A 15,519-nucleotide genomic window follows, 5' to 3' on the forward strand; every position below is an offset into this window, starting at 1 on the left:
TAAAGCATTATACCCATATTTTTATAAATTAATGCTTAATTGTAACAAATATAGCCTTTAAATATTTTGATGGTTTGTAATGAGGGTGAGTTTTAAAATCTTTAGGTAAGCCCATAACTTCGTTTATTTCATATTCAACTTCAGATTGTGACAGCGACTTTTTAATAACATTTTTAAACGCCTTTAATGAAAATGCACTCGAATTTGTACATAATAGTAAAGTACCTTCAGGCGATAAAATATTTAATGCACCTTCTATCAAACTGTCATAGTCTTTTTGTACTGAGAAAGTTTTTTTCTTATTACGAGCAAAGCTTGGTGGATCGATAACAATTGTCTCATATTGATAACCTTGACGTGTAGCATAATTATAAAAATCAAAGGTATCCATCACATAAATATATTGTGACTTAGAATCAATTCCATTCAATCCGAAGTTTTCCTCAGTAAGCGCTCTTGAACGGTTTACAAGATCTACACTTGTAGTAGAACGAGCATGTTCTGCAGCTATCATTGAAAATGCACCAGTATAACTAAATAAATTAAGTACATGTCTATTTTCAGAGAATTGATCGCGCAATTTTTTACGTACTTCTTTTTGATCTAAAAAGATCCCAGTCATTAATCCATCATTTAAATCAACATTATAAAAAGTGAAATTTTCTTCAATGATAATCGGAAATTCAGGTGCTTCACCTGCAACAAATCCACCTGCATATGAAGTGTCTTTGAATCTCATTTTTTCAAAAATAGACGTAAAATTAAAAACAGTCTTGATTGCTTCTAATACGTTGTATCTAAATTTATAAATCCCTTTAGAATACCATTGTATTAAAAGATGACTGTCATAGTTATCAATTGTTAATCCACCTACACCATCACCTTCAGCATTAAATAGTCTAAAAGCATTTGTTCCTTCAATATTAAAATAGTATTCTCTTCCCTCTAATGCCTTTTCAAATAAATGTACAAAAAATGATGTATTGATTTCTGCGTTTTCATCATAACTTAAAACCCATCCTAAACCTTTATGTTGACGGCCTACATAACCAGTTGCGATATATTGTTGTTGGTCAGTAACTAATTTAACTAAATCACCTTCTTTTAAATGATCATGCGCATATATATCTTCTTCATCTATCAGTGGATAGTGATTTAAATACTTTGATTCCTTGCCTTTATTTAATGTAGCAGTCTTCATATATGTCTACCTTTCTTTTTAAATTTAATACTAAGTTGTACTTATATCATATTTAAAGTTACTATTGCCTAATCACAATTTTAAAATCATTTTAACAAATTCCCTCTTTAAATCATACGTAAAAAAGCCATTGTTATTGAAATTCAATAACAATGGCTACAATCAATACCTTACGGTTTCTCTCTCAATTGTAATGAATATGCGACAATCATCGCGATTAACATTAATAATAAGATTGGAGTGATAAAGATCGATAGTAATAAACCGTGAATCATAATATTGATAAATTCAGTTAAGAATTTAAAGAATAATATACTTCCCATGAAGAGCTGTAGATAATAAAATTTATCTCTTAAATAATAAGTTAGTGTCGTCGCAATATAAATGATAATGATGAATAGTAACAAAATAAGTGTAACCCATTCAACAACATATTGTGTTTGTGACAACTCCCATTCTCCGGATAAGAATAAAGAATTACGATTATTAAACTCTAAAAATGCGAAGAATAAAATGACGACACCGCAAAATAGTTGAACATACATTGGTTTAATCCATTTAGGCTTTTTCATCCAATGTGGAATATCGTCTTCTTGAATATCAACTATATTCTTAACTTTATCTTTAAATTTATCCCTTTTAGCTCTCATCTTATCTAAATCAACACTTCTTCTTGTCTTACGTGCATATTCTGTTGTCTTATCTTGGAGTTGTTTTAAGTGAACTTTTGTTTGATTAGATACGTTCCCTTTATTAGTTCTTGAAAGCTCAGGTTCTTCTTCACCTAATTCTTCTTTAGTTAAAGGTAATGAACGTCTTAAGAATAAGAAATTCCAAATTGCCATTTGACCTAATAACCACATAATAATGAAGAAAGTATTTACACTTAAAATATCTATTGATTCAATTTCATTAGCATCAATACGACCATATAATACGATTTGTGTAATTAAATAACTAATACTATATGTCACAATAATCCACATATAGTGATTTTTGCGATTATTATGATTTAATTCATCTTTATATACGATATATCCAATATGTACGATGAACGGTATGATAAATACGATTGCGAAGAAACCATAAACTTGTGTCATAAGTAATAATGTAATAATGAAATACATAATACCAATAACCAAAAAGAAAATAGAAATGTCATAGTCATATTTTATTGTTCTAAATAACGTATGACCTAATAACATTAATAAGATACCAAACATAATAATAATAATGGCACTTATTATTGGAAAACAACCTATAAATCTACTCATCACTTTAATGATTTCAGCGAAGAATGCATTAAGAAATTCCCATACATTATGTACATGTGTATTAACTTTCTTATCCCCATTAAAGTGTTTAATTAATGGTAAGTTAATAAGAATGATGAGACCTGTGAAAAGTGAAACGATACCGATAATGTAGCTAAATATGATCTCGGTGTGTTTCCTAAGAAAAGACATACTGTTCACCTCAAAAGTTATTATATATGAAGATTTTATAATTGTCTTTAAATTAACTATTAAATACGTCTATAGTCTTATAAACGTTTATTACTAGAATAACGGGGTAACTTATATGTGTAAACTAAAATTCCTGTTTAAGGGGGGAGGAAATATTATGGGAAAAGAAGAATATAAAAAGAAATCAGCTGAACAAGCTAAAGAAGTTGAAGAAAAATTAAAAGAACAAAATGAAGAAAAAACTGACGATATCGAACAAACTAAAAAAGATATTCAGGATACTTTAGATTAGTAGTTTAAAGACATTTTTCCATGCAAAAACAATTAAATATTTATAGATGCTAAGTAAAACCTCAGAGTTAACTCTGAGGTTTTACTAATACATAAATCTACAGATTATATATTTTCGCTTAAATTTATAGCAATCATCCTTAGAATACTATATTGGCAGTGAATCAAAACTATTTTTCTAATTTTAACGATTTTACCTTTGGTATTTCTGGTAAGAAATCATATTTAATATAAACAGCCAAATACGCATTTTTATCGTTAACATTCACTATATATTAGCCTAAATCACCACTTCCTTGATTGTCTGCTTGCAATTTGATTAAAACCGACTCTTCATTTAATAAAAAGTTATATGTTTTTTTATCTGTCGTAATTCTATGAAGTTGATACGTGTCATTATTTTTAATGTAAGTATTAATTTGTTTCTGACTTGAATAACCTGCCCATCAATCAAAGAAGAAAAAATTTATCACTGCGTAACATTTCAATAATAAAATTACAGCACCGCAAATACGGACAATCTTTATCATAAGACGTTCTCCTTATTTAAAAAAGCACCCCATAAATAAATTATTTTCTAGTTCTCCTAAAAAACATTCAAAAAATTGTAATAAATTCTGGTGATTTTTCAATATTTTAATTTATGAAAGATAAACCATTACTTTTTGAATACACTCGAATAGCTACTCAATTATTGTAAAACTATCTATTAATATACTTTAATTTGTTTTAATCAGCCTTGACATTGTTTAATAAAAATCATACATTTAAATTAATTAAATAATCGAACGCACTAGGGGTGTATGTTTACTGAGATGAGGTTTACCTCAAACCCTTTGAACCTGATCTAGCTAGATACTAGCGTAGGAAAGTGTAGTTAATTATATAATCTAATTGAATGAAACAAATTAGATTTATCTTCTGACGCACAGCTTTCCTAGGAAGGGTTGTGCGTTTTTTAGGAGGATTGTTATGTCAAAAGGTTTAAAACTATCAGAAATACTCGTAACAGTGTTAATTTCTGTAGTATTTGCAATCATTTATAACCTATGGTGGTTTATTTACAATGTAGTACAGGTTGCAGGTATTCACCTAGAGCAATTGACTTACGGTGTATGGTTTATGGCTGCAATTGTTTGTTACTTAATCATACCTAAACCAGGGATTGCTCTTTTAGCAGAAATCGCTGCCGGTGCGGGGGAAACTATAGTCATGGGAAAATTTGATATTCCAACAATTATTTATGCTGTATTACAAGGTTTAGCATGTGAAATTGTGTTCGCTATTTTTAAATATAAATCACGTTCTGCAGCTGTAGCGATGCTTGCTGGATTAGCAACTGCATTAGTGTCGTTCCCAGTAGATTATTTTTATGGCTACCTTAATGAAGTTGCGGGATGGAACTTATTACTATTTATCATTTTCCGTTCAATTAGTGGTATAGTTTTAGCTGGTTTAGTTTCTTATTGTATTGTTAAAGCACTAGATAAAACTGGGGTTACTAAATTCTTTAGACCTGCTTCACAACAAGATTACGATAACCTATAAGGGGATTTTTTAATTGTTAAAAGTTAAAAATTTGCGTTTGAAATATCCAAATGGGGATAGAAAAATTTTTGATAATTTAAATATAGAAATCAATGATAAAGAAAAAGTGCTTTTACTTGGTCCCTCTGGATCAGGTAAAAGCACGTTACTTAATGTATTAAGTGGCATCGTACCAAATTTAATAGAACTTCCAATGAAATATGATGACTTAGAAATAGATCATCAAAGTGGAGTTATTTTCCAAGACTCTGACACTCAATTTTGTATGCCCAAAGTTTATGAGGAATTAGCATTTGTCCTTGAGAATAGACAACTACCACGCAGCGAAATGGACGCTGAAATCAAAGCTGCATTAGAATCTGTTAATTTACACGTAACTGATCAAACATATGTGAATCAATTAAGTGGTGGGATGAAGCAGAAATTAGCTATCGTAGAAACAATACTTCAAAAATCTAAAACGTTATTTTTAGATGAACCAACCGCTATGTTAGACGTAAAAGCAACTGAATATTTATGGAAAAAACTCATTGAACTATGGGATGATCAAACCGTCTTGATTGTTGAACACAAAGTTGAACATATCTGGCATCATGTTGATCGTGTATTGTTGATGAATTACGACGGACAAATTATTGCAGACGATACACCGGAAATTATTCTCAGTCATTATGAAAAATTATTAACTGAATATGGTGTTTGGCATCCTAAAGCTTGGAACAACGCACCTCAACCTATCAAATTACATAATCATTCTCAAGAATCTTTATTTAAATTTGAAAATGGAAGAATCATACGTGGCAAAAAGACATTGTTTTCTACTGATTATTTCGAGATACATTCTGGTGAATGGATAACAATTACAGGAAAAAATGGTGCAGGTAAAACATCTTTACTAGAATCAATATTACAATTGATAAAATATAAAGGTCACATGACCTATCGTAATCAATCATTATCGAAAATTAAACAAGCTGCTAAGCATATGTATTTAGTTTATCAAAACCCTGAATTACAATTCATAACTAATTCTGTATATGACGAAGTCCATATTCATTATAACCACTTAGACCCTAAAAATGCCGAAAATGAAACGATACAACTGCTCGAGCTACTTCACTTAGAAAAAGTAAAAAATCAGCATCCATTTGAAATATCGACTGGTCAAAAACGCCGCTTAAGTGTCGCTACAGCTCTTAGCTCAAAAGCAGAGATTATTTTACTTGATGAACCTACATTTGGTTTAGATAGTCATAATACTTTTCAACTTATTAAACTTTTTCAAGAACGTGTCAAGAAAGGTCAAACTATTGTAATGGTTACACATGATCCAGAAATCATTCATCGCTACACAACACGTCGTTTACATGTAGAAGATGATTATCTTAAAGAGATTGAAGGTGAACGCAATGTTTGAAAGATGGAAAAAACACCACACCTTCGTAGATGATGTTAATATCATTACTAAATTATTATTAGGTATTGTATTATTCTTCTTCATTATATTTATTCACAATTTTGATTTTATGATCTATATCGTTGTATTAATGTTTATATTTTTACTATTATTTAATGGTACTGAATTTAAAATTACTGGTATTTTCATATTAGTGACGACCATTTTCGCCTTGATGTCATCATTATTTATGATTTTATATGGTGATGGTGAGCATATGCTGGTAAAATTTGGTATTATTCAAATCAGTCAAGAAAGCATCGTTCGTGGTTTTCATTTATCAATGAGAACAATAACAGTATCAATGTTTGGAATTTTAATAGCATTGACTTCTCAAATCGTGATGATATTTTACAGTTTAATGCAACATTTAAAAGTAAAGCCCAAAATAGCATACGCTTTTATGGCAGCAATAAGAATAGTACCACTTATCATAAGCTCACTGATTCAATTACGTCGTTCTCTAAAAATGCGCTATCAAATGATAGATGCCTCAAATTATAAAGGAATCAAACGTCTCAATCATTTAGTGATTCCTTTATTAAGTCAAAATATACGTCGTGCTCATCAACTGTCGGTAGCAATGGAATCCAAAGGCTTTAAAGACGGACCGAGAACATATTATTATCGCACACCTTTTTCTTATAAAGATATCATCTTTATAATGAGTATTCTAACTATTATTGGCTTATCATTTTTATTATCAAATTACCTACCTATTACCGGAATCCATGATGTACGTTTCGGCAAATTAGGTTAAAGATAAAAAAATCAAGATGTTAGTCACTATGAATTGATAATGCTAAACAAAAAACGTCCACAGATAATTTGTAATTAAATATCTGTGGACGTTTTTTGTTTGTATATTAAAAGAATCAGTAACTTATCAAATTTTTATCGCTTTGTCACCAATATCATTTCTATAAAATAGATTATCACATTTTATTCTTTGAGCGTTTTCATAAGCAACCTTTTGTGCCTCTTTAACAGTCGTACCTTCACCTATCGCTAAAATAACACGCCCACCTGAATTTACAAAGTGTTCTCCATCTTTCTTTAAACCACTCACAAAATAACCCGATTCTAATTTAAAGCCACTTACTTCATGTCCTTTACTATAGTTTCCTGGATATCCTTTCGATGCAAGCATGACACCAACTACCACTTCATCTTTCCACTCAAAATGAATACTATTTTGCTCATCTAAAGCAATAATATGTTCCATTAAATCACTATCTAAACGCGTAAGTAAAACTTGTGCTTCTGGATCACCGAAGCGCGCATTAAACTCTATCACTTTAGGTCCTTCTTTAGTCAAAATTGCACCAATATAAAGCAATCCAAAAAACTCATGTCCTTCTTGCGCCATAGCCTTAGCAATTGGTTGTGCAATTTGCTCATTTGTTTGTCTAAGCACCTCTTTATCAATATGAGAAACAGGACAATATGCACCCATACCGCCAGTATTAGGTCCTTCATCATTATCATAAGCACGCTTATGATCTTGAGCAATACAATCAAATGGAACTGCATAATCACCATTTACGAATGTCATCAATGAAAATTCTTCACCCTCTAAGAAGCGTTCAAAAACAACTTTACCTTCCTCATTAGGATAGACTGCTTTAACTCCTTCTATTGCTTCTTCTCTAGATTTCGCAATGATTACTCCTTTTCCTGCAGCTAAACCATCTTTTTTAATAACAACTGGTAACTCACAAGACTCAACATAGTTTATAGCAACGCTTCGATTTGATACTTCTCGATATTCTGCAGTAGGGATATGATATTTTTCCATTAGTTGTTTTGCAAAAAGTTTCGAACCCTCAATTTGTGCAGCATCTTTACCAGGTCCAAATACCTTAATTTGTTCTTTTCTTAAAACATCTGCTAAACCATCTATTAATGGCTGTTCAGGACCTATGACGACCCAATCAATATCATTTTGCTTGGCAAATTTTAATATTCCTTGATGATCTGATTCAGCAATTTCATCATGAACTTCAGCAACATTACGCATCGCTTCGTTTCCAGGTATTACAAAAACTTGATCAATAATAGTAGATTGATTCAATTTGGAAGCTAGTGCATGTTCTCGACCTCCAGCTCCTACAACTAAAACTTTCATAGGTTAACCCCTTTCTCTCAGTCAAACTTAATGTTTAAAATGACGCATACCTGTCATTACCATTGCGATACCATATTTATTAGCCATGTCGATAGACTCTTGATCTTTAATTGAGCCACCTGGTTGAATAATCGCTTTAATACCGTGTTCAGCAGCATATTCAACTGTATCACCCATAGGTAAGAAACCATCAGAAACAAGCGCAACATCCTCATTTATTTCAATCGCTCTCTCAATAGCAATTTTAGCTGAACCTACTCTATTCATTTGCCCAGCACCAATTCCTACCGTTTGTTTGTTGTTACTTAATATAACTGCATTACTTTTAACAGCACTCACTACTTTCCAACCAAGTAACATCGCTTCCCATTGTGATTCTGTAGGCTGTGTGTGAGTAGCAACAGTCATCTTCTCACGCGAGACATCTTTATTATCTTTATCTTGAACCAAATAACCACCAGAAACCGATACAAACTCTTGTTCGGCATTATCAATTGTCATGTCAATTTCTAACAGACGAATATTTTTCTTTTTAGTTAAAATAGCTAATGCGTCTTCAGTAAATTTAGGAGCAATAACAACCTCTAAAAAGATAGAATGTAAAGTTTCAGCCAATTCAGCAGTTACTGTACGATTCAAGGCAATGATACCTCCAAAAATTGACTGATTGTCCGCCTCATATGCGTGCTTAAATGCCTCTTCAATCGTTTCTCCAACACCCACACCACAAGGGTTCATATGTTTTACAGCTACAGCAATTGATTGTTTAAACTTCTTAACTAAACTAAGTGCAGCATCCGCATCTTTAATATTATTGAAACTCAATTGTTTACCATGTAATTGCTTCGCACCAGCAATAGTATGTTTACTATTAGAATTTCTCACAAAATAAGCGGATTGTTGAGGATTCTCACCATATCTCAGTGTTTCTTTATTATCTTTGAAGAAACTCACAATTGCATGATCATATTCATTCGTATGTTCAAACACTTTAATCATTAATTCTTTTCTGAACGCTTCATCTAACTGATTCGTTTTAATTTTATGAATTACTTCATTATAATCTGAAGGATGAACAACTGTTGTAACATGTTTAAAGTTCTTTGCTGCTGCACGTAACATTGTTGGTCCACCAATATCAATATTCTCTATAGCATCATCTTGTGTCACGTCAGGATCTGCAACAGTTTGTTGAAAAGGATATAAATTAACTACTACCATATCAATTAAGTCAATATGTTGTTCTTTTAATTGATCGAGATGAGCCTGTTTATCACGATCAGCTAAAATACCTCCATGCACAGCGGGATGTAACGTTTTTACACGTCCATCCATAATTTCAGGAAATTGTGTTAACTCGGAAACTGATTTAACGTTAATATCTGCCTCTTCTAAAGTACGTTTTGTGCCCCCTGTAGAATATAACTCATAATCTAATTCAGTTAAGGACTTTGCAAATTCTACAATTCCACTTTTATTAGAAACACTTAAAATTACTTTTTTCATTGTTTCAGATACTCCTCTATTTAATGATTTTAGCGATAACTTTAGGATAAAGTTCATGTTCTAATTTTTTTACTCTATCTTCTAATTGTTCTTTTGAATCGTCCGGCCTAATATCACATTGCTGTTGTTCAATAATTTCTCCCGTATCCATACCACTATCAACAAAATGTACAGTAGAACCTGTGATTGTATCGCCACTATCAAGTGCTTGTCCTATTGCATCTAACCCCTTAAATTTAGGCAATAGTGAAGGATGGATATTTAACATACGACCCTCATATGCTTGTAATAAATCTTCTCCAACTAATCTCATATAACCAGCTAATATAATCCATTGAACACCTTCATGGGATAATAATTTTAATAAATGTTGTTCATATAATGATTTTGTCGAAAAATCTTTAGGTTGATTCACATGTACTGGAATTTTTAATTTTTTGGCTCTATCGATACAAGTTGCCCCTTCATTATCTGTGTATAAAGCTGTGACATTTATTCCAGGCAATTGTCCTGTTTGAACATGCTTAACAATATTTTCAAAGTTACTCCCTGAACCTGAAACAAAAATCGCTATATTTATCACGATTCTACCCCCAATAAATAAATTGGTGTATCTTCATCTTTAATAATTTCACCAATTTCATAAGCTTGTGTATCAAGCGCGCGCAAAATTGTTAAAGCTGTTTGTACATCTTTTTTATCCACTATAACCGTATATCCAATACCCATATTGAAAATATTATACATTTCTTTAGTAGGTATATTTCCTTGTTGTTGTAACCAATCAAATACTTTTAATGTAGGGAAAGAGTTCGTGTCAATCTTAGCCGATAAGCCTTTCGGTAATACACGCGGTATGTTTTCATAAAATCCGCCACCCGTAATATGATTCATTGCTTTAATATCGACATGTTTCTTAAGTTCAAGAATTGGCTTAACATAAAGTTCAGTTGGAGCTAAGAACGTTTGTAAAAATGTTTGCCCATTAAAATGATCATTTAAATCAATTCCTGACTCTTTAATTAATTTTCTAACTAGACTATAGCCATTTGAATGAACACCATTAGAAGCTAAACCAATGATGGCTTGTCCTTCTTTAACTTTAGTACCATCAATATACTCATCTTTTTCTACCGCTCCAACAGCAAAACCGGCAATATCATATTCACCTTCATGATACATCTCGCCCATTTCAGCAGTTTCACCGCCAATCAATGCAGTGTTAGTTTGTTGACAACCATCACTGACACCTTTAACAATTTGTTCAATAATACCTGGGACTACTTTGTTTGTAGCTATATAGTCAAGAAAATATAACGGTTCTACCCCAGTCGTTAAAATGTCATTTACACACATAGCTACTGCATCAATACCAATGGTGTCATGCTTATCATAATCAATAGCTAGTTTTAACTTTGTACCAACTCCATCTGTACCAGACACCAATACAGGGGCCTTCATATTTAACTGTGATATATCAAATGTTGCACCAAAACCACCTAGTCCACCTAGAACTTCCTTTCGCATAGTGCGTTCGACATGACTAGATATTCTCTCTACTGCTTCGTATCCTGCTTGAATATTTACACCTGATTCTTCATATACTTTAGACATGTAGATTTCCCTCACTATCGAAATAATATTTATTTTTAGCTATATATAATTTTTGTCTTTCACTTAAATATGCCTTATAATTCTCTCCGTAGTCATAAAGACCCGCAGGATAATCACCTGTAAAACTCTCAACACATAAACCGCTATAAGGAGCATCATAATCAAGACCTATAGATTCAATTAACCCATCAACGCTAAGATACGCCAGTGAATCTGCACCAATATGATTTTTTATTTCCTCTGGAGATTTACTTGCAGAAATTAACTCAGCCGTAGTAGATACATCGATACCATAGAAACTTGGAAACATAAATTCCGGTGAGGCAATTCTGACATGTATATGATTGGCTCCTGAATCTTTAAGCATTTTTACTATACGTTTAATTGTCGTACCTCTAACAATAGAATCATCAACAAGAATAATATCTTTCCCTTCAACTATATCTTTGACAGCCGATAACTTCACTCTTACACCTTGTTCACGTAATTCTTGAGTCGGTTGAATAAATGTACGTGCAACATACTGATTTTTGACAAGCCCCATTTCATATGGAAGACCAATTTGTTCAGCATAACCACTCGCTGCAGATAATGAAGAATTAGGTACGCCAATAACCATATCTGCATCTGCAGGACTTTCTTGTGCAAGTCGTTTACCAGATACTTTTCTTACAGCATGAACATTCTTTCCTGCAATCGTTGAATCAGGTCTAGCAAAATAGATATATTCCATAGCAGAAATAGCTGTATTAGTTTGACGTGTATAAGATTTTACCTCAATACCTTCATCATTAATAATTACATATTCACCTGCATGAATATCTTGTACAAACTCTGCCCCTAAAACATCAATTGCACATGTCTCACTCGCTAAGATGTATGCACCATTTTCCATTTGTCCAACGACAAGTGGACGAATTGCATTAGGATCAACCGCACCATAAAGTGCATCTTTTGTTAAGATTGCGAAGGTAAATCCGCCTTTAATTTGTCGCAAACTTTCTTTAAGAGCCTCTTCAAAAGATGGTGCCTTACTACGTCGAATTAAATGCATAATCACTTCAGTATCTGATGAAGAGTGGAAGATAGCACCTTGTTTTTCTAAGTTTTGACGTAATGATTGAGCATTAATAAGGTTTCCATTATGACAAATACCTACACTCATATCATAAAAATAGTATAAAAATGGTTGAATATTCTCTATTCCTTTATTTCCAGATGTTGCATATCGTACATGTCCTATCGCGTGAGGGGATCCTTTTAAATTATCCATATGTTCATCTTTTATCGCTTCAGTTAGTAAACCCAATCCACGCTCACCTTTAAGTATCTCATCACCTGAAACAACGATACCTGCACCTTCTTGACCTCTATGTTGTAAACTATGAAGCCCCATATATGTTAACTGTGCTGCTTCAGGATGGTTCCAAATTCCAAATACGCCACATTCTTCGTTTAGTCCTGAGTAGTTAAACATTGAGCAATAGCTCCTTCCCATGTTTGTTTAATGTGTGAAACACTTTCTGAAATTGTTACATCCGAATTCGAAATTTCAAAAGATTGGTCATAAGTAAGCTGCCCTATTTCTATTGCTTGATTGATATTAAGCGATTGTCCTTCTTTAACAGATACAATATAACGTCCCTGTGTTTCACTAAATAACTGTGCATTGGTTACATCTAAATGTGCTTTTATACCTAAGTTATAAAAAGCACTGATTTTAGCTAACGTAAGAAGTAATCCACCCTTACCTACAGTTTGTACATGAGAAGCAACACCATTACGTATGGCTTGTTTAATCAATTCACCTTTTGTAACTTCATCACTTAAATCAATAGCTTCAAATTCATGATTAACTGAACCATACAATAATTTTTCTAGTTGGCTTCCTCCAAAGTCATCACGTGTTTCACCCACTAAATAAAGTTTGTCGCCTGCTGTTGGTTTAAAGTCATTTAAAAAGTCTATATCATCAATAAGTCCTACCATGCCAACTACAGGAGTAGGGAAAATAGAAGTACCTCTTGTCTCGTTATATAAAGATACATTGCCAGATACAACCGGTGTTTTTAATACTTCACAGGCTTCTGCCATGCCTTTAGTAGAATCTATTAATTGTTGATAAATTTCTTTCTTTTCTGGAGAACCATAATTTAAACAATCAGTCATGGCTAGTGGTGTTGCACCTACAGCAATTAAATTGCGATACGCTTCTGCGACCACCATTTTTCCACCTTCATAAGGTTGGTTAAATACGTATCGTGCTTCTCCATCAATAGTAGAGGCAATTGCTTTATTTGTTTTTTCAACACGAACAACCGAAGATTGTAAACCGGGTTTGATAATTGTATTTGCTCCAACCTGTTGGTCATACTGTTCATATAAATAATGCTTTGATGCAATCGTCGGATGTTTTAGTAATTTTAAAAAGACATCTTGAACATCTACATTACTATAATCATTTTTCGAAGTATTATATTCTTTTTCTTCATCTTCAAGAATATAAACAGGAGCTTCATCAGATAGTGGCTGTACTGGTATATCTGCAAACACTTCATCTTCGTACGTTAAAACAAAACGATCTGTGTCAGTAACTTCACCAATTACCGCACTATCTAGTTCATGTTTATCAAACAAATCTAAGAATTTTTGCTCTGTTCCTTTTTCAACTACAAGTAACATTCTTTCTTGCGTTTCAGATAACATCAATTCATAAGGTGAAATACCAGGTTCTCTAGTAGGAACTTGATCTAATCTTAAATGTAAGCCACTACCACCTTTAGCTGCCATTTCTGAAGATGAAGACGTTAAACCCGCTGCCCCCATATCTTGAATGCCTACAAGTTCATCAAATGTGATTGCTTCAAGAGTAGCTTCCATCAGTTTTTTACCTACAAATGGGTCTCCAATTTGTACGGATGGTCGTTTATTTTCGCTTTCTTCTGTAAGTTCCTCCGAAGCAAATGTTGCGCCATGAATACCATCGCGACCAGTTTTCAATCCTACGTAAATCACTGAGTTACCAACACCTTTAGCAGTGCCTTTTTGAACCATATCGTGGTCAATAACTCCTACACACATTGAGTTGACTAGTGGATTACCATCGTATCGATCATCAAATTCAATTTCACCAGCAGTAGTTGGGATACCTATACAATTACCGTAGCCACCGATACCACTAACCACTCCCTTTAATAAACGTTGATTTTGTTTCACTGATAATTCGCCGAAGCGCAAACTATTTAATAAGTTGATTGGTCGTGCACCAATAGAAACAATATCTCTTATAATTCCACCAACTCCAGTTGCAGCACCTTGATATGGTTCAATTGCTGATGGATGGTTGTGTGATTCCACTTTAAATACTATTGCTTGATTATCTCCAATATCCACAACACCTGCGCCTTCACCAGGTCCCATTAAGACGTGCTTACCAGTTGTTGGAAATTGCTTTAAAAATGGTTTAGAGTGTTTATACGAACAATGTTCACTCCACATCACAGAGAATATACCTACTTCTGTAAAGTTGGGTTCTCTGCCAAGAATTTCTGTTACTTTATCGTATTCTTTATCACTAAGCCCCATATCTTGATAAAGTTTTTCAAGTTTAATTTCTTCAACACTTGGTTCGATAAATTTAGACATGTTGTTCCCTCCAACTTTCAACCATCGATTCAAACAATTTCACACCACTGTCTGTACCTAGCAATGTTTCAAGCGCGCGTTCTGGATGTGGCATCATACCGCAAACATTTCCATCTTTGTTAACGATACCTGCGATGTCTTCATAAGAACCATTGGGATTATCCATATATTTAAGTATAATCTGATTATTTTGTTCAAGTTCATTAAAGATATCTTCTGTACAATAGTAATGACCTTCTCCATGTGCAACTGGATATACCACTTTTTCATTTTCTTTATATAAATGTGTAAATGGTGTTTGATTATTAGTCACTTTTAAAGTTTCATTTCTACTTATAAAAAGATGTGAATCATTATGCAGTAATGCACCAGGTAGTAACCCTATTTCAGTTAATATTTGAAATCCATTACATACACCTAAGATAGGTTTACCTTCTTTCGCTAATCGTTTTACTTCATTAATAATAGGAGCGACACTTGCCATTGCACCAGATCTTAGATAGTCACCAAACGAAAAACCTCCAGGGATTAATACACCATCAAAACCTTTTAAAGTCGTTTCACGATAGTCAACATATGCTACTTCAATACCAGATTTAATCGCTGCATTATACATATCTCTATCGCAGTTTGAACCTGGAAATACTAGAACTGCAAATTTCAT

General features: G+C 32.8%; 13 protein-coding genes and 1 riboswitch. Of the genes, 4 read left to right on the forward strand and 9 right to left on the reverse strand.

Annotated elements, in window-relative coordinates; genetic code table 11:
* Nucleotides 1-28: 28 nt before the first annotated feature.
* Both DYE57_RS08265 and auxA read right to left on the reverse strand, forming a co-directional pair.
* On the reverse strand, nt 29-1,201 hold the full coding sequence (locus DYE57_RS08265; protein WP_115313622.1) for a class I SAM-dependent rRNA methyltransferase: 1,173 nt from the start codon (nt 1,199-1,201) through the stop codon (nt 29-31).
* Nucleotides 1,202-1,371: 170 nt separating this feature from the next.
* Entirely contained in the window at nt 1,372-2,667 is a 1,296-nt protein-coding gene (auxA, locus tag DYE57_RS08270; protein ID WP_115313623.1) for a lipoteichoic acid stability factor AuxA, read from the reverse strand.
* Between the two features lie 157 nt (nt 2,668-2,824).
* Between auxA and graF the strand changes: the two genes are divergently transcribed.
* The 4 genes from graF (at nt 2,825) to DYE57_RS08295 (ending at nt 6,722) form a co-directional block, all read left to right on the forward strand.
* A complete protein-coding gene (gene graF, locus DYE57_RS08275) occupies nt 2,825-2,959 on the forward strand; it encodes a glycopeptide resistance-associated protein GraF (protein WP_115313624.1) in 135 nt (44 codons plus the stop codon).
* A gap of 784 nt (nt 2,960-3,743) precedes the next feature.
* Nucleotides 3,744-3,845, forward strand: a riboswitch (TPP riboswitch).
* 85 nt (nt 3,846-3,930) lie between these two features.
* The gene (locus DYE57_RS08285) at nt 3,931-4,506 is read left to right on the forward strand and encodes an ECF transporter S component (protein WP_115313625.1); all 576 of its coding nucleotides are present in this window, start codon (nt 3,931-3,933) and stop codon (nt 4,504-4,506) included.
* Nucleotides 4,507-4,519: 13 nt separating this feature from the next.
* On the forward strand, nt 4,520-5,923 hold the full coding sequence (locus DYE57_RS08290; RefSeq protein WP_115313626.1) for an ABC transporter ATP-binding protein: 1,404 nt from the start codon (nt 4,520-4,522) through the stop codon (nt 5,921-5,923).
* Nucleotides 5,916-6,722 (forward strand): energy-coupling factor transporter transmembrane component T family protein, encoded by an 807-nt coding sequence (locus DYE57_RS08295; RefSeq protein WP_165417864.1) that lies wholly within the window; start codon nt 5,916-5,918, stop codon nt 6,720-6,722. Before DYE57_RS08290 ends, DYE57_RS08295 begins: the two co-directional genes overlap by 8 nt.
* A 126-nt stretch (nt 6,723-6,848) precedes the next feature.
* Here the strand turns inward: DYE57_RS08295 and purD are convergent, their stop codons facing one another.
* Genes purD through purQ form a run of 7 tightly spaced genes read right to left on the reverse strand, consistent with a single transcriptional unit; the run spans nt 6,849 to nt 15,519 of the window.
* Entirely contained in the window at nt 6,849-8,090 is a 1,242-nt protein-coding gene (gene purD, locus DYE57_RS08300) for a phosphoribosylamine--glycine ligase (RefSeq protein ID WP_115313628.1), read from the reverse strand.
* A 27-nt stretch (nt 8,091-8,117) separates the two neighbouring features.
* Complete coding sequence (gene purH, locus DYE57_RS08305; RefSeq protein ID WP_115313629.1) at nt 8,118-9,596, reverse strand: bifunctional phosphoribosylaminoimidazolecarboxamide formyltransferase/IMP cyclohydrolase; 1,479 nt, start codon at nt 9,594-9,596, stop codon at nt 8,118-8,120.
* A gap of 16 nt (nt 9,597-9,612) precedes the next feature.
* Nucleotides 9,613-10,179, reverse strand: coding sequence for a phosphoribosylglycinamide formyltransferase (purN, locus tag DYE57_RS08310; RefSeq protein ID WP_115313630.1), 567 nt, complete (start codon nt 10,177-10,179; stop codon nt 9,613-9,615).
* Entirely contained in the window at nt 10,176-11,210 is a 1,035-nt protein-coding gene (purM, locus tag DYE57_RS08315) for a phosphoribosylformylglycinamidine cyclo-ligase (RefSeq protein WP_115313631.1), read from the reverse strand. Before purM ends, purN begins: the two co-directional genes overlap by 4 nt.
* On the reverse strand, nt 11,203-12,687 hold the full coding sequence (purF, locus tag DYE57_RS08320) for an amidophosphoribosyltransferase (protein ID WP_115313632.1): 1,485 nt from the start codon (nt 12,685-12,687) through the stop codon (nt 11,203-11,205). Before purF ends, purM begins: the two co-directional genes overlap by 8 nt.
* Complete coding sequence (gene purL / locus DYE57_RS08325) at nt 12,666-14,855, reverse strand: phosphoribosylformylglycinamidine synthase subunit PurL (protein ID WP_115313633.1); 2,190 nt, start codon at nt 14,853-14,855, stop codon at nt 12,666-12,668. The genes purF and purL overlap by 22 nt, the downstream gene beginning before the upstream one ends.
* Entirely contained in the window at nt 14,848-15,519 is a 672-nt protein-coding gene (gene purQ / locus DYE57_RS08330) for a phosphoribosylformylglycinamidine synthase subunit PurQ (protein WP_115313634.1), read from the reverse strand. The genes purL and purQ overlap by 8 nt, the downstream gene beginning before the upstream one ends.

The sequence above is a fragment of the Staphylococcus saccharolyticus genome (assembly GCF_900458815.1).
GTDB lineage: Bacteria > Bacillota > Bacilli > Staphylococcales > Staphylococcaceae > Staphylococcus > Staphylococcus saccharolyticus.

Excerpts from the sequence above, each read along its gene's own strand:
- DYE57_RS08265 (WP_115313622.1), bottom strand. The coding sequence starts at position 1,201 with ATGAAGACTGCTACATTAAATAAAGGCAAGGAATCAAAGTATTTAAAT.
- auxA (WP_115313623.1), bottom strand. The coding sequence starts at position 2,667 with ATGTCTTTTCTTAGGAAACACACCGAGATCATATTTAGCTACATTATC.
- graF (WP_115313624.1), top strand. The coding sequence starts at position 2,825 with ATGGGAAAAGAAGAATATAAAAAGAAATCAGCTGAACAAGCTAAAGAA.
- DYE57_RS08285 (WP_115313625.1), top strand. The coding sequence starts at position 3,931 with ATGTCAAAAGGTTTAAAACTATCAGAAATACTCGTAACAGTGTTAATT.
- DYE57_RS08295 (WP_165417864.1), top strand. The coding sequence starts at position 5,916 with ATGTTTGAAAGATGGAAAAAACACCACACCTTCGTAGATGATGTTAAT.
- purD (WP_115313628.1), bottom strand. The coding sequence starts at position 8,090 with ATGAAAGTTTTAGTTGTAGGAGCTGGAGGTCGAGAACATGCACTAGCT.
- purH (WP_115313629.1), bottom strand. The coding sequence starts at position 9,596 with ATGAAAAAAGTAATTTTAAGTGTTTCTAATAAAAGTGGAATTGTAGAA.
- purM (WP_115313631.1), bottom strand. The coding sequence starts at position 11,210 with ATGTCTAAAGTATATGAAGAATCAGGTGTAAATATTCAAGCAGGATAC.
- purF (WP_115313632.1), bottom strand. The coding sequence starts at position 12,687 with ATGTTTAACTACTCAGGACTAAACGAAGAATGTGGCGTATTTGGAATT.
- purL (WP_115313633.1), bottom strand. The coding sequence starts at position 14,855 with ATGTCTAAATTTATCGAACCAAGTGTTGAAGAAATTAAACTTGAAAAA.
- purQ (WP_115313634.1), bottom strand. The coding sequence starts at position 15,519 with ATGAAATTTGCAGTTCTAGTATTTCCAGGTTCAAACTGCGATAGAGAT.